The sequence below is a fragment of the Levyella massiliensis genome (assembly GCF_000308275.2).
Classification (GTDB): domain Bacteria; phylum Bacillota; class Clostridia; order Tissierellales; family Peptoniphilaceae; genus Murdochiella; species Murdochiella massiliensis_A.
The window spans coordinates 173,251-192,417 of sequence record NZ_HG529491.1; the positions used below are offsets into that span (position 1 = coordinate 173,251).

Annotated in this window: 15 protein-coding genes; 2 read left to right on the plus strand and 13 right to left on the minus strand. The window is 50.1% G+C overall.

Features of this window, described 5'->3' with window-relative positions:
• Positions 1-91: 91 nt before the first annotated feature.
• On the plus strand, positions 92-1,735 hold the full coding sequence (locus BN98_RS05765) for a tryptophanase (RefSeq protein WP_019190513.1): 1,644 nt from the start codon (positions 92-94) through the stop codon (positions 1,733-1,735).
• Between the two features lie 11 nt (positions 1,736-1,746).
• The gene (locus BN98_RS05770) at positions 1,747-3,174 is read left to right on the plus strand and encodes a sodium-dependent transporter (RefSeq protein ID WP_019190514.1); all 1,428 of its coding nucleotides are present in this window, start codon (positions 1,747-1,749) and stop codon (positions 3,172-3,174) included.
• Positions 3,175-3,314: 140 nt separating this feature from the next.
• Here BN98_RS05770 and hpf read toward each other — a convergent pair whose 3' ends face one another.
• The 13 genes from hpf to tkt all read right to left on the minus strand — a co-directional run bounded on the left by hpf (position 3,315) and on the right by tkt (position 19,109).
• Positions 3,315-3,857, minus strand: coding sequence for a ribosome hibernation-promoting factor, HPF/YfiA family (gene hpf / locus BN98_RS05775; RefSeq protein ID WP_019190515.1), 543 nt, complete (start codon positions 3,855-3,857; stop codon positions 3,315-3,317).
• 582 nt (positions 3,858-4,439) lie between these two features.
• Positions 4,440-5,441: an ATP-binding cassette domain-containing protein gene (locus BN98_RS05780; protein ID WP_019190516.1), complete on the minus strand. Its 1,002-nt coding sequence runs from the start codon at positions 5,439-5,441 to the stop codon at positions 4,440-4,442.
• A complete protein-coding gene (locus BN98_RS05785) occupies positions 5,425-6,498 on the minus strand; it encodes an ABC transporter ATP-binding protein (RefSeq protein WP_019190517.1) in 1,074 nt (357 codons plus the stop codon). The genes BN98_RS05780 and BN98_RS05785 overlap by 17 nt, the downstream gene beginning before the upstream one ends.
• Before the next feature lie 12 nt (positions 6,499-6,510).
• Complete coding sequence (oppC, locus tag BN98_RS05790) at positions 6,511-7,479, minus strand: oligopeptide ABC transporter permease OppC (protein ID WP_019190518.1); 969 nt, start codon at positions 7,477-7,479, stop codon at positions 6,511-6,513.
• Positions 7,479-8,969, minus strand: a complete 1,491-nt coding sequence (locus tag BN98_RS05795; protein WP_019190519.1) for an ABC transporter permease — start codon at positions 8,967-8,969, stop codon at positions 7,479-7,481. The genes oppC and BN98_RS05795 overlap by 1 nt, the downstream gene beginning before the upstream one ends.
• A gap of 68 nt (positions 8,970-9,037) precedes the next feature.
• A complete protein-coding gene (locus tag BN98_RS05800) occupies positions 9,038-11,077 on the minus strand; it encodes an ABC transporter substrate-binding protein (protein ID WP_019190520.1) in 2,040 nt (679 codons plus the stop codon).
• Positions 11,078-11,317: 240 nt separating this feature from the next.
• On the minus strand, positions 11,318-11,908 hold the full coding sequence (locus BN98_RS05805; RefSeq protein WP_019190521.1) for a thioredoxin family protein: 591 nt from the start codon (positions 11,906-11,908) through the stop codon (positions 11,318-11,320).
• A complete protein-coding gene (gene sufU / locus BN98_RS05810; RefSeq protein WP_019190522.1) occupies positions 11,905-12,339 on the minus strand; it encodes a Fe-S cluster assembly sulfur transfer protein SufU in 435 nt (144 codons plus the stop codon). The genes BN98_RS05805 and sufU overlap by 4 nt, the downstream gene beginning before the upstream one ends.
• On the minus strand, positions 12,330-13,619 hold the full coding sequence (locus tag BN98_RS05815; RefSeq protein ID WP_019190523.1) for an aminotransferase class V-fold PLP-dependent enzyme: 1,290 nt from the start codon (positions 13,617-13,619) through the stop codon (positions 12,330-12,332). Before BN98_RS05815 ends, sufU begins: the two co-directional genes overlap by 10 nt.
• Before the next feature lie 18 nt (positions 13,620-13,637).
• Entirely contained in the window at positions 13,638-14,741 is a 1,104-nt protein-coding gene (locus BN98_RS05820) for a SufD family Fe-S cluster assembly protein (protein ID WP_019190524.1), read from the minus strand.
• Positions 14,738-16,093: a Fe-S cluster assembly protein SufB gene (sufB, locus tag BN98_RS05825; RefSeq protein WP_052332332.1), complete on the minus strand. Its 1,356-nt coding sequence runs from the start codon at positions 16,091-16,093 to the stop codon at positions 14,738-14,740. The genes BN98_RS05820 and sufB overlap by 4 nt, the downstream gene beginning before the upstream one ends.
• Before the next feature lie 193 nt (positions 16,094-16,286).
• Positions 16,287-17,057, minus strand: coding sequence for a Fe-S cluster assembly ATPase SufC (gene sufC, locus BN98_RS05830; protein WP_019190526.1), 771 nt, complete (start codon positions 17,055-17,057; stop codon positions 16,287-16,289).
• Between the two features lie 51 nt (positions 17,058-17,108).
• Positions 17,109-19,109: a transketolase gene (gene tkt, locus BN98_RS05835; protein ID WP_019190527.1), complete on the minus strand. Its 2,001-nt coding sequence runs from the start codon at positions 19,107-19,109 to the stop codon at positions 17,109-17,111.
• Positions 19,110-19,167: the final 58 nt, after the last annotated feature.

Sequence of the window (19,167 nt, forward strand, 5' to 3'; positions counted from 1 at the left end):
CTGTCCGCCAGTCGACCGCCCCCCAAGTCGGGCCGCGATGACCGGGGTACCTCCATGCACACGACGCATTGCGTCAAATTGGAGGTATTTTATGAAAAAGTATACTTTAGATGTTCCTGCACCCCATCATTTTTCTTATGTCGTTCGTGATCTTCCGGAAGTCACGCTGGAACAGCGTGAGCGCGCTTTAAAAGCTACACATTATAATGAATTTGCTTTCCCGTCGGGATTATTGAGCGTGGATATGCTTTCTGACTCCGGCACCACCGCTATGACCAATACACAGTGGGCTTCCCTTTTCCTTGGCGATGAAGCCTATGGTCGTAATACCGGTTACTATGTTCTGCTGGATACCTTCCGCGATATCTTTGAACGCGGCGGCGAAAAGAACTGGAAGAAGATCCTGGATCTGGTCCGTACGGATTGCCGCGACGTGGAAAAAATGATGGATGAGGTCTATCTGCCCGAATACGAAGGCAACTTCTTCAACGGCGGTGCGGCACAAATGGAACGCCCGAATAGTTTCATTATCCAACAGGGTCGTGCAGCAGAATCCGTCCTGATGGAAATCGTCCGCAACATCCTGGCACAGCGCCATCCGGGAAAGAAATTCACCATTCCTTCCAACGGCCACTTTGATACGACCGAAGGCAATATCAAACAAATGGGTTCGATTCCGCGCAACCTCTATAACAAGAAATTACTATGGGAAGTGCCGGAAGGTGGCTCCTACGAGAAAAACCCGTTCAAGGGCAATATGGACATCGATAAACTGAAACAGTTGATCGAAGGCGTTGGTCCCGAAAATGTTCCGCTGATTTTCTGTTGCATTACCAATAACCCGGTTTGCGGTCAGCCGGTTTCCATGGCCAATCTCAAAGCCATCAACGAAGTGGCGCATTCCTATGAAATTCCGGTTGTGTTTGATGCGGCACGTTGGGCGGAAAATGCCTACTTCATCAAGATGAATGAAGAAGGCTATGCGGATAAATCCATTGCTGAAATTGCCACGGAAATGTTTAAGTACTGCGACGTCTTTGCCATGTCGGCAAAGAAAGACGGCCACTCCAACATGGGCGGTATGTTAGCATTCCGCGATAAAGGTCTCTTCTGGCAAAAATTCTGTGACTTTAACGAAGACGGTTCCGTCAAAACGGATGTCGGCGTTTTGCTGAAGGTCAAGCAGATTTCCTGCTACGGCAACGACTCGTACGGCGGCATGTCCGGTCATGACATCATGGCATTGGCTGTCGGTCTCTACGAGAGCTGCGATTTCCACTATATGCATGAGCGTGTACAACAAGTCGAATACCTGGCCAAGGGCTTCTATGATGCCGGTGTTAAAGGTGTTGTTCTTCCGGCCGGTGGTCATGCCGTATACATTAATATGGACACGTTCTTTGACGGCAAGCGCGATCATGAGTCCTTCGCCGGCGAAGGTTTCTCGCTGGAGCTCATTCGTCGCTATGGTATCCGCGTCGCAGAGCTTGGCGACTACTCTATGGAATATGATCTTAAGACACCGGAGCAACAGGCTGAGGTGGCAAACGTCGTGCGTTTTGCTATCGACCGCAGCCGCCTGACACAAGAGCATCTGGATTACGTCATTGCCGCGGTAAAACAACTCTACGAAGATCGCGAAAGTATCCCGAATATGCGCATCACCTGGGGACACAATCTGCCGATGCGTCACTTCCATGCCTTCCTTGAGCCGTATCCGAACGAAGAAAAATAAAGAGGTGTCTTATGACTAGCCCAAGTTCCACAACAAATGCTGCTCCAGTGGAAAAGCGTGACGGATTTGCCTCTCGCTGGGGGTTTATTCTTGCCTGCATCGGTTCCGCCGTGGGCATGGGAAACATTTGGCGTTTCCCAATTTTGGTACAGAAATATGGTGGATTAACGTTCATTCTGCCCTATTTGCTCTTTGTGTTGCTCATTGGTTCCACGGGCATCATTGAAGAATTTGCACTCGGCCGCATGGCCGAAGCCGGCCCGGTGGGTGCCTTCGGCATGGCCACCAAAGAACGTACCGGCAGCCGCCGTCTCGGTGAAGTATTCGGCGCCATCCCTATCGTTGGCGCCCTGATGCTTGCCATCGGCTATACCGTCGTCATGAGCTGGATTTTCAAGTATTGCTGGATGGGCATTAACGGAGAACTCTATGCGCTGGGAACGGAAATGTCGGCGATCGGCGGTTCCTTCGGGTCCATTGCTCCCGAAGCGGGAACCTTCGGAGAAGCTATTCATATGATGCTCTCCGGCGGTATCTTCGGCGTCGGAAACGGCGTCTGGTTGTTAATCGGTCTCTTCGTATCGCTTGCGATTATGAGCATGGGTGTTTCCGGCGGCATTGAAAAAGCCAACAAGATCATGATGCCGTTGCTTTTCGTCCTCTTTGTAGGCCTTGCGATCTATATTGGAACCCTTTCCGGTGCTGGTGAAGGCTACAAGTTCATCTTCACCATAAATCCGGCAGGTCTTGCTGATCCTAAAGTATGGATTTTTGCCTTCGGACAAGCGTTCTTCTCGCTATCCGTTGCCGGCAACGGTTCCGTCATTTACGGTTCCTACCTGTCCAAGAAAGAATCCATTCCTTCTTCGGCATTTAATGTCGCGCTCTTTGACACCATCGCCGCCCACCTCGCCGCTTTCGTCATCATTCCGGCCATGGCGGTCATGCTCGGATCAGAAATCAATAACGTTAAGGGCGGACCGGGACTGATGTTCATTTATCTTGTGAACGTCTTTAACGGCATGCCCGGCGGCCGCATCGTCGGCATGATCTTCTTCATCTGCGTGCTGTTTGCAGGTGTCACATCACAGATCAATCTCTACGAAGCGCCTGTCGCCTTCCTGCAGGAAAAGTTCAAGTTTAAACGCCTGCCGGCCGTTGCTACCATTGGTGTGCTTGGTGCGATTGTTGCCATCATGATTCAGCCATGGACGTCGCAGTGGATGGACATGGTTTCGATTTACCTCTGCCCGTTCGGCGCACTCTTAGCCGGCATCATGTTCTTCTGGGTGCTCAAAAAGGAAACGGCGCTTAAGGCGGTCAACGAAGGCAGCAAAAAGTCCATCGGCAGTTGGTTCTATCCGCTGGGCAAATACTTCTACTGCGCAGCCGCTTTAATCGCTCTCATCGCCGGAGCGATCTTGGGCGGTATTGGCTGATACCAAATGGAGCCAGAAGCTCCTATCTATTGACGTCAAATGGCCGCTGAAGGCCATGTCGGTTGACGTCGATCGATGCATCTTAAAAGGCGCCGATCCATTGGATCGGCGCCTTTCTTCTGTCTTTCGAATAGAGCGCTTTATTTATTAGGAATCAATAGTCCGTAGTTGCCAGCTTTTCGTTTATATACGCAACAAATGGTGTCGCGATCCATATCCAAATAGAGGAAGAAATCATGGCCCAACAGTTCCATCTGATCCACCGCTTCTTCCACGGTCATCGCACCCACATCCACTTGTTTCACACGGGCGATATCCGCTTCTTCCGGAGCCGCTTCTTCCGGAGAAGGCTCCTCTACCGCCGCAAAACGAATGGATTCTTCTACGTAGCGACGACGCTCCAGTTTCGTCTTAAACTTGCGGATTTGGGACAGTAGGCCATCAATGCACTGATCCACCGCATCCAAGAGTTCACCTGTCACCTGATCGGCACGTAAAATCGTGGCGGAACCGGGGATGGGGATAGTGATTTCACTCCGCATACCGGATTTTTCTTGAGAAATGGTGACTCTGGCTTCTACATCTTCGCGGAAATACTTGTCCAGTCTCCGGACCTTCTTATCGATCTCTTGTTTCGTATTGTCCCGCAGGTTAATGTTTTTTCCGTAGTACGTGATTTTCATAGACTCCCCCTTTCCTCTTACTTCGTCTTTACCCCATTTTCATGAAAACGTTCGAGGGAGGAGAAAAAAATAAAATGGCATCTTGTGCAGGCTTTTTTTTGACTGAAAAAAGTTTTTTGAATAAGTGAATAAATGAAAACGCATGACTCCCACTTTGCAACGCTTGAATAAATATCGTGTCATTCCTCATTCACTATGCAGAAGGTTGAAAAGAGAGGACATGTGGATAAGTCCGATTTATTGCGGTGTAAATCTCTGTCATCCCCCGTTATACGGTCTTTTTATTAACAAGTTATCCACATTTCTGTGGATAAAGGAAAATTTTTGTCTCTCTTGACATTCGTCCCCCATTCAGCATGAGGGAATAATCGATGAGAAAGCACTCAATAAAAGAGCATGATTATTGATTTTCTAGTGGTAGTGAGACGAGTTCGCTCAAAATATAGTCCATGAAAAAAAGACACTTTTTAATGTTCTTGTTAAAATTGCATGAAAATAAATGGAGATAAAAAAACGCCTCGCGAGTACTCTTGGCGAGGCGTTTTTTCTTACTATAGGATACTGTGCCGACTTTTCGCCGGTTTAGCGATTCTGGCGTTTTTCGTAGGATACGATATATTCCGCCTTCTCACGATCGTTCATGAAGACGAAATGACCAGGCACGAGCTCACGCAGCTTCGGTTTTTCACCGGAGAAGTCGCGCTTGGATTCATCGTAGACGATCAGCTTCTTTTCTTTCTCAATAAGCGGATCCGGAATCGGTACGGACTGCAGCAAGGAACGTGTATAGGGATGCATCGGATGGGCAAAGAGCTCTTCCGTTTCTGCGATCTCTACAATACGTCCGTTATGGATAACCGCAATACGATCCGAGAAATAACGCACCACCGAAAGGTCATGTGCGATGAAGAGATAGGTGATCCCCTCCGTATCACGGAATTTGTTCATCAGATTCAACACCTGCGCACGAATCGACACGTCCAACGCCGAAATCGGCTCATCAGCAATGATGAAGTCCGGACTCATGACGATGGAGCGAGAGATGCCGATACGTTGACGCTGTCCACCAGAGAACTCATGCGGATAACGGGATTTATGTTCCGGTAACAGGCCCACGGAAGAAAGGGCCCCATCTACCTTATTGGAACGATCCTGGCGATCTTTAAACAAATGATAGTTATCAATGCCTTCGGCAACGATATGGTCGACCGTAGCACGTTCATTCAGCGATGCAGCCGGATCCTGATAAATCATTTGGATCTCACGAACGAGCTGATGTTCTTCCTGCCGCGACATCTTGCCGTTGATCAACTTACCTTTGAAATAGACTTCGCCGGCAGAGGTCGGATGTAAACGGATAATGGCGCGGCCAATGGTGGTCTTGCCGGAACCCGATTCGCCAACCAAAGCAAATTTTTCGCCTCGGTAGATTTGGAAATTCACGTCCTTGACTGCACGAAATTTCTTTCCGTTATTGCGGAACGTCACCTCCAGGCCGCGAACATCCAGCAACACTTCGCGCTCGCCATCCTTTTGCGGAGTCTGCGGCGCCTGCGCCGTCTGCGCATCAATAGTTTTCGTCACTGTAGTCGCCTCCTTTCGATGTTAATTTCACCATACGATCATGCAGGTCTTGGATAATAACCGGTTTTTCCACTGCAGGAGCTTGCGGATGTTCCAACCAGGTCTTGACAAAATGCGTGTCCGATACTTGGAACATGGGCGGCTCTAATTCAAAGTCTATCTTCATCGCATAACGGTTACGAGGTGCAAAGGCATCCCCTTTAATCGTCTCAAAGAGCGACGGCGGTGTGCCGGGAATCGCAAAGAGGTCTTCTTCCCCGGTAGCCAGCTGCGGTAAGGAGGACAGCAAGCCCCAGGTATACGGATGACGCGGATCAAAGAAGACTTCTTCCGCCGTACCATGTTCAATAATTTGGCCGGCATACATGACGGCTACCTTATCAGCCACCTTGGCCACCACGCCCAAATCGTGCGTAATATAGATCGTGGTAAATTGATATTCTACTGCCAATTCTTTGATCAATTCAATGATCTGTGCTTGAATCGTCACGTCCAAAGCCGTGGTCGGCTCATCGCAAATCAGAATCTTCGGACGGCAGGCCAACGCAATCGCAATAACAATACGCTGCCGCATACCACCGGAATACATGAACGGATATTCATTGTAACGTTGCTCCGGATTACGAATACCGACACGACCCATCAAATCAATGGCCAATTCCTTGGCTTCTTTTTTGGTCTTTCCCTGGTGTTTCACAATGACCTCAGAAATCTGATAGCCGATGGTACGCACCGGGTCCAAAGACGTCATCGGATCCTGGAAAATCGTCGCTATCTTTTTCCCGCGAATCTTTTCCCATTCCTTATCCGACTTTAATTCCATCAAATTCTTGCCTTCGAACCAAATCTCACCATTGGACACACGTCCGTTGGATTCCAACATGCCCGTGAAGGTTTTGGTGAAGACGGATTTGCCCGAACCGGACTCGCCGACGATGGCCAGCACCTTGCCCTCTTCAATATCCAACGAGATATCGCGAATGGCTGTCAGCTCTCGGTCGCGAACCTTAAATTTAACCTGCAGGTCCTTAATGGACAGGATGATATTTTTATCCATTTTTCATCCCTCCTAAAGCATGTGGTTCCGCGGGTCACTGGCATCTGCCAGCGTCTGCCCGACGATGTAGAGTGAGATGGAGATCAACGCTGTGATCGCCAGCGGAATGATGAACAGATACGGCGCTGACGTCATGAACATCGCATTTTTCTGCACGATACGGCCCAAGGACGGAATGGCTTCCGACAAACCAACTTGTAAGAAGCTCAGGAACACTTCCGTTGAAATAAACATCGGCACGTATCGGGAGAGCATCGTCATCAAAACAGAGACCAAGTACGGCAAAATATTGTTTTTGATAATCTTTGGCGTGCTCGTGCCCAAGGTCTGCGAAGCCAAGTTGTATTCGCGGTCACGAATAATCATAACCTGAACGCGAATAAAATAGGCTACCGCAATCCATTCGGTACAACTCATCGCAAAGATTAGTTGCCAAATACCGGAGCCGAACGCAAACGCCAACACCATGACCACGAGGGTGAACGGAATGTTGGCAATCACGTTGTAGACCTCAATCATGATCACGTCGAGCTTCTTGGAGAAGCCCCAGAACATACCGACCACAACACCGATGGACATGACAATGGCCGTCGATACGAACGCAATGAACAAGCTCGTACGAGCACCGGCCCAAACTTCGTCAAACAGGTTACGGCCGACGTCGTCCGTGCCGAATGGGTACTGCAGCGACGGCGGTTGGAACCATGCCTCACGGTTATTGATATTTTGTGTATCCATACTGTCGAAGCCGGAAATCATCGGATGAATGATAGAGAACAGGAACACCGTTATCATGACTATCATCATGGCAACTGCGACTTTCGAGGAAAAGAACTTACGAAACACACTCTTCCAGTAGGAGTATTCCGGCGCCACAATGTGCTCAGAAGCTGTTTCGCTAACAGCATGCGGCTCGAACGCATCTGCCGGTAACTCCGGGATGGTTTCGTTGGTCATGGCTACTTTCTTTTGTTCTTCCATTAGCGGCCTCCTTCCTTCTTTTCCTGAAGGGAGATGCGCGGGTCGACCACAGTCATCAACAAGTCACCGATAAAGACCGCCGCAATGGACAAAGCGGTGAAGATGAACGTCAGTGTAATGACCATATTGTTATTCCCTGCCTTAATGGCATCCGGCAGCATTTTGCCCATGCCGGGGATGGAGAAGACAGATTCGGTTAAGACCGCGCCGGAAATTGCCAGAATAACGGAAGAAGGAATACCGTTGACCACAGGAATGATCGCATTCTTCAAAATATGACGGCGAGAAATTTCCGAACCCGAAAGGCCTTTTGCCTTAGCGAACTTAACATAGTCCGCTGTAGATTGGTCCACCATATAACGGCGTACCCACATCATCAGTGAAGGCGTACTCAAGAGTCCCAAAATCACCATGGGCAAGATATAGGAGCGCGGATCGTTGAAGCCCAAATGCGGGAACAGATCCGGAAGGCCTAAAGCAACGCCAATGTATTTTAGGAAGAAGATGAACGCCAAAGAAGGTAACGAAATCAATAAGTTGATATAACCGATACCGACTTTATCAACAATACCGCCCGGTTTACGTGCCATGGCTACTGCAATCGGCAGAGAGACAGCATACGTAATAAGGAGTGCGAAGATGCCGAAGAAATACGACATTCCAACCATGGACATGGAGGTGTACATCAGCGTACCATCCGCATAATGATCGTTGAAGCGTTTCTGATCCATCACATCCAAATTGTATTTATACTTCAAAGAGTGCTGGTCGATAGGCGACTTAAGCGTAACCCCTGTCGGGAAGGTCTGTTTAATTTTCTTCTGATCGCCCTGTCCCTTCGTAATCACATCAAGTGTCATAACGCCCTTGTGCGTCGGGAAAGACTCTCCAAAGTTCAACGTCAGGAAGTTCTGATGAATGAACGGGAAGTTGCCATCAAAATAGATCATATATTTATGCAATGTACCGGAGCCGACAAGCGCCGGAACGCCAAACGGATCGCGTTCGATACGATACCCACGTTCCAGATTCGGATTGTTGGGATCTTGGATATAGTTCTTGTGATCCAACACAAAAAGGCGACGGAAGAAATTGCCGATCAATTCAAAAGAATTGTAATAACGATAGGCAATCATTTCTCCTTGCAGAGCATCGTGCGCCTTCAATTCTTCGACGGTATAGCCCTTGCTCTTCCAGCCTTCGATAATCTTCTGTTTCGCCGGACTTTCTGCTATGTCCTTGGTTGCTTCTTCCTTCGTCAGTCCATTGAAAATCTTGTTGTTGGGAACAAATTGTAAATATCCCAAGGATTCCAGCTGCCCGTAATAGTAGACCGTCTTCGGATTGCCTTGCATTTTCTGATAGCCCGTGTCCTGAAGGAAGGAACGCGTTTTCGGCACCAGCTGATAGACGATCAATACGACAATGCTGACAACAACAAGAACGGAGATGACGGACTTGATCAGGCGTTTGATGATGTATTTAGCCATGAGTACTCCTTACCTATTGAAAAAAGGGGATGAGAATTCTCATCCCCTTTCATCTCCTGCTGCTTTGCTTACTGCTTAGATTCGAATTCTTTGTACGCTTTTTCGTACTGCTCTGTCGTTACAAGGTCTTTCTGCGTGCGCAAGCCTTTATATTTGTACTCGCTGACGCCGAAGGTGCCCCACATCTGACTGAACGGAACCGCTTTCGTGACACGGTTTCCACGAGATTGCATACTGGTCGGAATGTACAGGCAGCGTTCGATCAGCAGAGAATCTGCTTTTGCGTAAGCTTTGTAACGTGCATCCAAGTCCGTCGTAATCTTATCCGCTTCCTTATAGAACTTCTCATAATCCATGAAGCCAAGGTCTTTTTTGATTTGTTCATCGACCACTTTACCGTCTTTATCGACTTTGCCTAAGCCGCAAGAAGCCATGTAGAAACCTGTGACCGGGGAATAGATGTCCACAAAACTCTTCGGATCTTTGAAGTCCGGGCTCCATCCGGTGTAGGTGGAGATATCATAGTCCATTTTTGCCGGATCGGTGTTTTGATATACAACGGCGTTAATCGTATCTTCATCTCGCAACACCAATTCGATGACGATGTTGTTCTCCGTATTATCGGCAACGGACTTCTTAAAGGACTGCGCCTGTTTTACCAGGGTGTCGCCTGTGCTGTTAACCATGACGTCCAGATGAATCGGGAACTGCACGCCTTCTTTTTTGGCTGCTTCGATGTACTTCATAGCTTCTTCTTTACTATAGAAAGGAGCTTGTCCATCATGCAGGTCGCGCTTCTCGCCCGTATTGGCGTTATACGTTTCCGTTACCAAGTCAAAGTAGTTCTTGCCGTCTTTCGTCGAACCGGCGGCAGAGAAGTTATCAATGTTACGCATAGATGCGACAGCCAAATCTTCCGGCATACGTACGCCCAAGTAGGACTTTACGTCAAAGGCAGCACGCAATGCTTTACGGAAGTTTTCGTTCAGGACTGCTTTACGCGTATTGTTTGCCAAGGTTTTGTCCTTCGCATAGTTCGTATGTTCGAAGGAACGACGATTGTAGTTAAACACAATACCAAATACGGTTGCGTTCGGCAGAGTGTAAGAAGTTTTGCCTTCGTACTTCTTCGCATAATTATCGTAGTCTTTCCATACCGGGTTCAGGGTAGCAGCATAGTACACGCCACTCTCGAAGCCCTTAATGGCAGAATAGGTATCCTGTCCTGCATCGAAAACACGGGTGATCTTGTCAAGATAGACATGATCTTTATCCCAGTAGCTGTCGTTTTTGGTCAGAACCGCTTTGGATTTTTCTGTGTTCTCCGTCAGGATATACGGACCATTGTAAAGAATGGAGTCGAGCTGTTTCGAACCGAATTTGCAGTCTTTCTTGTTCGGAGCGCCCAGTTTGCAGCCGTTGCCCTTACTTTCGAGGAACTCTTTGTTAATCGGATACAGCACCGTGTAGTTCGTCATCGAATCAAAATACGGTACGGAGATGGGCTTGCCATCTTCACCCTTTTGCATCGTAAACTCCAAGGTATTCTTATCTACGGCTTTAACCCCAACCTTTTCCCACGCAGCATCACTGAAGTCACTGTGGAGATAGTCGGAATAGCCATCGATAACATCCATGAGCAATTCTTTTGCACCGGAGTCAAATTCTGCACCGTGACGTAGGCCTGTAACAAAGTCTTCTGCTGTTACTTCGCCATATTCTTCACCCTGGTTGGTCACCCACTTGACACCCGGACGAATCTTAAAGGTCCATACAGAAGCGTCGTCATTCGGTTTCCAGGATTCTGCAATAGCCGGTTGTAACTTGCCGTAGCCGTCAGTCTCTACCAGACCGTCGACCAAGTTTGCATTGACCTCATGGTCTGTCTGCAACGCTGTAGCGACATAGTCCATGTTCTTGACTTCACGAGCGGTAGGTAACGAAATTTCTTTATCGGCAGATTCCAATTTCTCACTGCTTGTGCCTTTGTCCGCTCCGGATTCGGTAGCTGACGTGTCTCCCCCCTTATTGGCCGGAGCTCCGCATGAAGTCATGCCTAATGTTAATAATAAGGCCAGACCCAGGGCAGCAAATTTCTTGCTGTTCATATTCTCCTCCTACTCTCCTTGGTTACCGGTGTTCCCTTCCTACAACAGTGTTTCTTCAACTGCGGCTTATTACCGTCTTCTACAAACGCTTTATGAGAAAACGCGCGACGTTCGCCGCCTCCTCGTTCCCATCAGACGAAAGGTTTTCATATCGGGAACCGTTCCGCAATTTACGTAATTATACCGTAAAACACTCCACTTAACAAGTGCATATCCATCAAACCTTTGGTATAAAATTCACTAAAATGAGACGCCTGCTTGCTTCAACGCCCCTTCCACTTCCGACTGTCGATAGGGCGATTGCAGGTCGGCATGGGTCAACTTTCCGTTGCGAATCTGCATGACGGCGGGAATGGTTTCAATGTCGTGCTCTTTGGCAAAGTCCGCAAAGCCGGTTTCTTTTTCCGTGTCCAACGCAACCAACGGGAGGTTGTTTTCTTTCACGATTTTTTCAAGGATCGGTGTTAACTTCACGCAATACGGACATGTCACGCGCCCGGCATAGACGAGTAGCTCTTTTTTCTGTGCCAACGCTGTCTTCAATTCTGACATGGTGATCGACGGATAACCTTCCACGATGGACAGATATTGTTCCTGCTCTTTCGTAAGCGGTTCCTTTTCGGACGACGCCTCGGAAGAAAACGCTTCAGATGACTGGCTTTCCGTATTTTCTGACGTAGCGACGGATGCCACAGAGGAAATAGAGGTTTCCGACGAAGCCGGCGTTTCGCTTGCAACGGGGCCTGTCTTGCCACAAGCCGATAATCCGCATAGCAATGCCATTGCTAAAGCAATCGTGCCGATTTTTTTTGCATTTCCTAATGCTCTCATTTTTCTTCCTCCAGCATATCTTTTAAGGTGCGCCATGCAAGCACCGCACATTTAACGCGTTGCGGCATATGCGAAATGTCTTTTAAAGCTACCGCATCGCCTAAACTTTCTTCCAAGGTTTCCTCATCCGTCTTTTCGCCTTTAATCATGCCAAGAAAGGCGGAAATGGCTTCCTCCGCTTCCTCAACACGTTTCCCTTCCATCAGCTCGCACATCAGTGACGTGGATGCCTGGCTGATGGCGCAGCCGTGTCCCGTGAAGGAAATGGCCTCAATGCGGTCTCCCTCCCGTTTCACATGGAGCGTAATATCATCGCCACAGCTCGGATTATGTCCGCGTTCGCTCGCAGTCGCATCATCCATCTCATGGCGATGGTCGGAATGGCGCGCATGTTCCATCACAATTTGCGTATAAACTTGTTTCATATCCATGGGGCATCCTCCTTCGAGGCGGCATCTGCCGTCAATCCCAAGACGCTACGCACATTTTCCACCGATTTCAAAAAGGCATCCACTTCCTCCACCGTATTGTAGAATGCCACGCTGGCGCGGCAGCTCGAAGAGATGTGCAAACCGCGATGCAGCGGCTGCGTGCAGTGATGGCCGGAACGAATGGCTACGTCCGAAGCGTCCATGATGGTCGAAACGTCATGCGGATGCGCTCCCGCCAGATTGAAGGCGACCATGGTCCCCGTTTCATGCTGCCGCGGGCGATAAATCGTCACGCCGCCCAAGGCTTCCAATTTTTCGGCTAAATACGAAGCCAACGCTTTTTCATAGGCTTCGATCTTATCCAAGCCGATCCCTTCGAGGTACGTGATAGCGGCATCCAAGCCGATCGCTCCGCCGACGTTCATCGTCCCCGCTTCAAACTTATAGGGCAATTCGGCAAAAGTCGAGCTTGCATCTTCGACGTATTCGATCATTTCCCCGCCATAGAGGAAAGGCGGCATGGCTTCCAATAACGCGCGTTTGCCATAGAGGACGCCGATCCCAAACGGTGCGCCCATCTTATGCCCCGAGAATGCAAAGAAGTCGCAACCGAGATCCTGCACATCAGTAGCCGTATGTGGCGCATATTGCGCACCGTCCAGCACGGTCACCACGCCGAGTGCATGTGCTTTTTCAATCATCGCTTTCACCGGCGGCAATGTCGCAATCACGTTCGAGGCCGCACTGATGGCCAGCACTTTCGTCTTTTCCGACAGCTTGGCGGCAAAATCTTCCGGATCCAGCTGATAATCCTCATCCAATTCGATATAGCGCAGGGTAGCGCCGGAACGTTGGCAGGCAAACTGCCAGTTCACACAGTTGGAGTGATGCTCCAAACGCGTTATGAGCACTTCATCGCCGGGTTTTAACACATTGAGCCCGAAATAATACGCCACCAGATTGAGCGATTCCGTCGCATTGCGCGTAAAAATAATCTGCTCCGGGCTTTCTGCATGGATAAACGTAGCCACATGCTCACGTGCTTTTTCATAGGCCTCCGTCGCATAGAGAGAAAGGCGATGATTGCCACGCAGCGGGTTCGCATTTTCATGGCGATAAAAAGCGTCCATACGTTCCAGTACCTGGCGCGGCCGCTGTGTTGTAGCGGCGTTATCCAGATAAATCACCGGATTTGTATCTTCAAGATACGGGAAATCCCGGCGAATCGCTTCCACGTCAAATCCCGGATGCCGTAAAATTTCTTTTTCCTGTTCGTTCATACGTACTTTCCTTCCCTCTCAGCCTCGGCGCATCAGGCGGTCATGCACAGCATTGCGCACCTTGTTGCGTAATGCCAGGTCCGGAATGCGATCCAGCGCTTCCGCCATACGCGATTCCACAACCATGCCTTCCGCTTCCTTGCGGGAAAGGCCGCGACTCATGAGATAAAAGAGCAGCTCCTCATCCACACGTCCTGCCGAAGTAGCGTGGTCGCCTTGCACGGCATCTTCATGGCAGAGCAAAACGGGCACTGCCACCGAATGCGCTTCGTCATTCATGAGGATGGCTACTTCTTCTTCATCGCCCACGGCACCGCGTGCGCCCTTTAAGAAATCGAGCGTACCACGGAACGACTTGTGCGACTGATCAAACAGAGCGCCATCGGCGCGAATGAGCCCTTTGGAATACAAGCCGTGAAAACGCACATTGTAGAACAAATCCAGTGCTTCCTCATATTGTGTGAGATAGGCCACATATTCTTCAAAATACGAATCCACGCCATAGAGATCGCCGCTCAAATTGTAGTTAGTGCGCGCACCGCCCATTTCCACATGCGCGACGCGGAGTTTTCCGCCATCGGCAATGGAAAAAGCAATGCTTTGGTTGCTTTTCGTTTCGCGGCTTAAGCGATTGAGTAATACCACCTGTAAATCGGCATCCTCTTCCACTTCAATGCGCAAAACGCCGTTACGCTGTGTGGGAACGCCCTCTTCCGCCGTAACATCCAATACCAAAGTGGCGCAATGCCCCACCGGGATGCGCAGATTCAAGCGATCCGTCAAATGCGGATGCTTCGCATCCAATACAAAATGCAGGCTCTGCACCTCGCCGTCATGCGGTTCCAAATCGTAGGCCACATTGGCTTCCGTGCGGTTTTTCTGGTCCACGGCGGCGGAAATACCATAGGTGCCAACCTTCGGCATCAAGGCTTCTGATTTCGTCGCATCGGTACTCACGCCTTCCAATTGCAAGCCTTCAAAAGGTTTTTCCGTTGCCGGAAGCGTCTTTTCAAAGGTTTCAATGTCCGTCGCGACATCATTCACTTTTAACCAACGGCAGGTCAAAAACGGCAATACGCTCCCGCGATCCGCTATTATTTTTCTTTCTTTTACGCTTTTCATCCGATCGCTCCTTTCAATTCCAAGGTGATCAGATTGTTCATCTCCACCGCATATTCCATCGGCAGTTCTTTTGCGATCGGTTCCGCGAAACCGCGGACAATCATCGCCTTGGCTTCTTCTTCCGGAATGCCGCGGCTCATCAGATAGAAAATCGCCGTTTCATCAATACGGCCGATTTTGGCTTCATGCCCGAGATCCACATCTTCGGTTGCAATGCGGATGGCCGGAATCGTATCCGAACGGCTCTCCGAATCCAGCATCAGAGACTCACAGGATACCGAGCATTTCGACCCCTTTGCCTGTTCCCCGATGTCCACTGTGCCGCGATAAATGGCGACGCCACCGGATTTCGAAATGGATTTGGAATTGATGGTTGAATAAGTGTTTGGCGCATAGTGCATGACCTGCGCACCCGTGTCCAAATACTGCCCCTTTCCGGCAAAGGTAATGCCCGTAAATTCGCTACGAGCGCCTTCGCCAACGAGTAAGCTCGAAGGATACAGCATGGAGCAGGCTGAGCCGAAGGAGCCCGAAACCCATTCGATCGCACCGTCCTTTTCGACGCGGGCACGTTTCGTGTTCAAGTTATACATGTTGCGTGACCAGTTCTCTATCGTCGAGTAGCGCAGATGGGCATTTTCCTTCACGTAAAGCTCCACCGCACCGGCGTGCAAATTCAGCGTATTGTACTTCGGGGCAGAGCAGCCTTCGATAAAATGTACCGAACCGCCTTCTTCCACCAATATCAAGGTGTGCTCAAACTGGCCGGCGCCCGGTGCATTCAAACGGAAATAGCTCTGCAACGGAATATCTACATTGACACCCTTCGGCACGTACACGAAGGAGCCGCCCGACCACACAGCGTAATGCAACGCCGCATAGCGATGCAGTCGCGGCGTAATGAGCTTTCCGAAATACTGTTTGATGATGTCCGGGTACTCACGCACAGCGGACTCAAAGTCCGTGTACACCACGCCCTGATCCGACAGATAGCTGCGCATATTGTGATACACGACTTCCGAATCGTACTGCGCACCCACGCCCGCTAGGGATTCCAACTCCGCCTCCGGGATGCCAAGCTTTGTAAACGTATCACGAATTTCATCCGGCACATTTTCCCAGTCGCGTGCCATTTGCGCCTTCGGACGAATATAGGTGGAAATCTGATTCATATCCACAGCGCTGAGATCCGGTCCCCAATTGGGATTTGCAGTCTGATTGAAAATTTCGAGCGCCTCCAGACGCTTTTCCAGCATCCATGCCGGCTCGTCTTTATTGGCGGAAATCTCACGAATAATCTCTTCCGTGAGTCCGTTCTCTACTTTGACATCGTAATCGAAGGCGTTTTTCATGTCATAAACGCCGCGCGGTAAATCTTTGACCTGGGCTTTTTCCGGTGCCTCAAATTCACCGGCAGCTAAGCGTGCTTTACGCTCCTCTTTTCTTTTAGCATGACGTTTTTGCGCTGCTTCGTTTTGCGCCGCCGTCAGAGGATTTTGCAAGGCGATGCCGGGAACGGCGGAGAGTTCTTCTCTTGGCGTCGTTTCAGGCTTCTTCATGCGAACCCTCCTCCGCGATCTCCTGACGGATCCACTCATAGCCTTCCTGATTGATGCGATCGGCCAATTCCGGTCCGCCGTTTTTCACAATTTTTCCGTCAATCACCACATGCACAAAATCAGGATGCAGATACTCCAAAATACCGCTGATATGGGTGATGATGAGGCAGGATTTCGTTTCATCCAAGAAATCTGCGACGCCGCGACTGACAATGCGAACGGCATCCACGTCCAAACCGGAATCTGTCTCATCCAATAAAATTAACTTCGGATCCAACACCTGCATCTGCAGGATTTCACTCTTCTTCTTTTCACCGCCGGAAAATCCCACGTTCAAATAACGCTCGGCATATTCCGGTGCCATGGATAACTTCTCCATTTTCTTAGCAAGCTCTTTTTTGAACTTTAAGATCGATGGCGTTTTGCCCTCTTTTTGTGCCTTTGCTGTGCGCAGAAAATCTTCCACGCTCACACCCGGCACTTCTTGCGGTGCCTGAAAGCTCAGAAAAATCCCCTTGCGAGCACGAACGTCCGCGGTATCTTCCAGAATGCTTTCGCCCTCAAAAAGAATATCGCCTTCATGTACGTGATAATGCGGATGCGCCATGATGGCGTTGGCCAAGGTCGATTTTCCTGCGCCATTCGGTCCCATCACCACATGAATTTCACCCGGCTGAATCGTCAGATTCACGCCCTTTAAGATGTCGTTTTTGTCCACGCCGACATGCAAATTCTTAATTTCCAATAATGCGGACATGTCTACCTCTTTCCTACTTAAAAGCCTCACCGCATGGTGAGGCTTGGCAACTTACCCTTCGAATGCTTCGTGATAGGCCTTGACGACGGCTTCTGCCGTGATGCCCAGTTCTTCCAGTGCCTGTGCTGCCGGTGCTGAGAGACCAAAACGGTCAATGCCCAGTGCAACGCCTTCATCGCCGACGTAACGATCCCAGCCGAAAGTCGTTCCGGCTTCCAAGCTCAAGCGATGATGAACCGCTTTTGGCAATACGCTTTCGCGATATGCTGCATCTTGCTGTTCAAAACGAGCAAAACTCGGCAGGGATACCACGGAAACGTCCGTTCCCTCTTCCGCCAGTACTTTTTGCGCTTCCAGCAACAAGTGCACTTCCGAGCCTGTGCCGATGAGAATGCCGTCCGGTGTTTCTTTCTTAGAAGGTGAAATCACATAACCGCCACGCTCCACACCTTCTTGCGCCAGCGTATCCGACTGCGGTAGTACCGGGATGCCCTGACGGGTCAATACCAGCATGGTCGGATGATCCGTGCTTTCCACCGCCAAGCACCATGCCTGTGCCGTTTCGTTGGCATCTGCCGGGCGAATCACGTCCATATTGGGCATTGCGCGCCAGCTGGCCAGCTGCTCGATCGGCTCATGCGTCGGGCCATCTTCCCCGACGGCAACACTGTCGTGTGTAAAGACATAGATGACCGGCAATTTTTCCAATGCCGACAGGCGTGCTGCTCCTCGCAGATAATCGGAGAAAACGAAGAAGGTTGCGCCGAATACTTTGGTGCCGCCATGTAAGGCAATGCCATTATTAATGGCAGCCATTGCGAACTCGCGCACGCCATACCAAATATTGCGATTAGAGTCGCCCTCAGCGCGGAAGGCACCATCCGTAGCAATCTGTGTTTTGTTGGAGCTGGAAAGGTCTGCCGAGCCGCCCCAGAACAGGGGCAATTTTTCAGCCAACGCCTGAATCACCGCATGTGAGGTGGCGCGACTTGCTTCCGCCTTATCCCCTTCTTTCCAAGAGGGGAGTGCTTCCTGCCAACCCTGCGGCAGCTTGCCGTCAAAGGCATCCCGATACATCTCAGCTAGCGCCGGATAGGCCTTTTGATAAGCAGCAAAGTCACTTTCCCAATCCTTATGCGCTTCTGCTCCACGTTTGGCAATAGTCTCCGTAAAATGCTCTTGCACTTCTTGCGGTACCGTGAAGGGTTCGTACGTCCAACCGATATTTTGTTTTAATGTTTCCGTCGCTTCCGCACCAAGCGGAGCGCCGTGCACACTATTAGTACCCGCTTTTGGCGAACCGTACCCGATCACGGTATGCACTTCAATGAAAGTCGGTTTCTCTTTCTCGGCACGTGCGGCTTCGATAGCCTTAGCAATGGCCTCCGTATCGTTACCATCCGCCACTTCCAGTACCTGCCAGCCGTATGCACGGAAGCGATCTCCGACGTTCTCGGCAAAGACCCGATTTGTTTCGCCGTCCAGACAGATGGCATTGGAATCATAGAGGGCGATGAGCTTACCCAGCTTTAAGGTGCCCGCAAGCGATGCCGCTTCCGCGCTCACCCCTTCCATCAGGTCACCGTCGCCACAAAGGACGTAGGTATCATGATCTACGATTGTTTTACCATCTTTATTGAAAATGCCGGCTAAGTGTGCTTCAGCCATGGCCATACCGACAGCATTGGCAAAGCCCTGTCCCAACGGACCGGTGGTGGCTTCTACGCCTTCGGTATGATGCACTTCAGGATGGCCGGGCGTTTTCGAATACAGCTGGCGGAAATTCTTCAGATCCTCCAGGCTGACATCGTAGCCGGCCACGTGCAGAAGACTATATAAAAGAGCTGAACCATGTCCTGCCGACAGAACGAAGCGATCGCGGTCAGCCCAAGTCGGGTCTGACGGATCTTGGCGCAAAAAGCGCGTCCACAGCGTATACGCCATAGGTGCCGCGCCGAGCGGCAGACCCGGGTGACCCGAGTTGGCTTTGTTGATTTGGTCAACGCTTAACATGCGCAGCGTATTGATGGCAAGCTGTTCAATGGATTTCATGCTTCCTCCTTAATACTACTTTCGGCGCTTCTCGCCGAGGCACAAGTCTTGAACCTTT

Bases quoted from the DNA above. Each gene is read 5' to 3' on its own strand.
- BN98_RS05765 (WP_019190513.1), top strand. From the start codon at position 92: ATGAAAAAGTATACTTTAGATGTTCCTGCACCCCATCATTTTTCTTAT.
- BN98_RS05770 (WP_019190514.1), top strand. From the start codon at position 1,747: ATGACTAGCCCAAGTTCCACAACAAATGCTGCTCCAGTGGAAAAGCGT.
- hpf (WP_019190515.1), bottom strand. From the start codon at position 3,857: ATGAAAATCACGTACTACGGAAAAAACATTAACCTGCGGGACAATACG.
- BN98_RS05785 (WP_019190517.1), bottom strand. From the start codon at position 6,498: ATGGATAAAAATATCATCCTGTCCATTAAGGACCTGCAGGTTAAATTT.
- oppC (WP_019190518.1), bottom strand. From the start codon at position 7,479: ATGGAAGAACAAAAGAAAGTAGCCATGACCAACGAAACCATCCCGGAG.
- BN98_RS05795 (WP_019190519.1), bottom strand. From the start codon at position 8,969: ATGGCTAAATACATCATCAAACGCCTGATCAAGTCCGTCATCTCCGTT.
- BN98_RS05800 (WP_019190520.1), bottom strand. From the start codon at position 11,077: ATGAACAGCAAGAAATTTGCTGCCCTGGGTCTGGCCTTATTATTAACA.
- BN98_RS05805 (WP_019190521.1), bottom strand. From the start codon at position 11,908: ATGAGAGCATTAGGAAATGCAAAAAAAATCGGCACGATTGCTTTAGCA.
- sufU (WP_019190522.1), bottom strand. From the start codon at position 12,339: ATGGATATGAAACAAGTTTATACGCAAATTGTGATGGAACATGCGCGC.
- BN98_RS05815 (WP_019190523.1), bottom strand. From the start codon at position 13,619: ATGAACGAACAGGAAAAAGAAATTTTACGGCATCCGGGATTTGACGTG.
- BN98_RS05820 (WP_019190524.1), bottom strand. From the start codon at position 14,741: ATGAAAAGCGTAAAAGAAAGAAAAATAATAGCGGATCGCGGGAGCGTA.
- sufB (WP_052332332.1), bottom strand. From the start codon at position 16,093: ATGAAAAACGCCTTCGATTACGATGTCAAAGTAGAGAACGGACTCACG.
- sufC (WP_019190526.1), bottom strand. From the start codon at position 17,057: ATGTCCGCATTATTGGAAATTAAGAATTTGCATGTCGGCGTGGACAAA.
- tkt (WP_019190527.1), bottom strand. From the start codon at position 19,109: ATGAAATCCATTGAACAGCTTGCCATCAATACGCTGCGCATGTTAAGC.